Origin of the sequence: Staphylococcus sp. GDX8P80P, from assembly GCF_017893095.1 — a bacterium.
In the GTDB taxonomy this organism is placed as follows: Bacteria; Bacillota; Bacilli; order Staphylococcales; family Staphylococcaceae; genus Staphylococcus; species Staphylococcus borealis.
This window is the reverse complement of the sequence record NZ_JAESMI010000094.1, coordinates 1-558: the sequence shown is the minus strand read 5'-3', so window position 1 is coordinate 558 and position 558 is coordinate 1. Positions and strand designations below refer to the sequence as shown.

Genomic DNA, 558 nt, shown 5'->3' with positions numbered 1-558 from the left:
GATGCAGACGATAATTGTCCTATTTTACCACCAAACGTTAAAAAAGAGCATTGGGGTTTTGATGATCCAGCAGGTAAAGAATGGTCAGAATTCCAACGTGTTAGAGACGAGTTTAAATTAGCTATAGAAAAGTTTAAATTGAGATAATCATAAACACCTCTTATTTAGTTAATAAGAGGTGTTTTGCCATTTAAAGAACAAAATTTGTGCCATATAACTCCAAAACTGACAAGAAATTGTCTTTTTTATAATTTTTTTGATTATTTTCAGCTCGTTGAGCTGTTACTTTTCTTATATTAAGAGTCTGGGACATAAATAATATAATAATACTATTTAGCAAATTCGCAGTAGTTGACTGAACTGAGAAGGCGCTTAAATCAAGCTTTTCTCAGTTCTAGTCACCTTTGCAGGGGTGGGACGACGAATTTAAAAGAATTCTGTCCCACTCCCAAATCCTAGTTCTCTTTTAGCTTTATCTATCCCTCGAACAAACATCCGAGTAAAACCCAAAATAGCCTTCATAAATCCAAAAACAGGTTCCACATCAATTTTTCTTTG

General features: G+C 33.7%; 1 protein-coding gene and 1 pseudogene. One reads left to right on the top strand and one right to left on the bottom strand.

Annotated elements, in window-relative coordinates; all coding sequences use genetic code 11:
* Window positions 1–147, top strand: a 147-nt coding sequence (locus KA858_RS08805) for a low molecular weight phosphatase family protein (RefSeq protein ID WP_481906471.1), incomplete at its 5' end; no start/stop codon positions are given.
* Between the two features lie 43 nt (window positions 148–190).
* Here the strand turns inward: KA858_RS08805 and KA858_RS13105 are convergent.
* Window positions 191–558: pseudogene (locus KA858_RS13105) on the bottom strand (hypothetical protein); the annotation flags it as partial.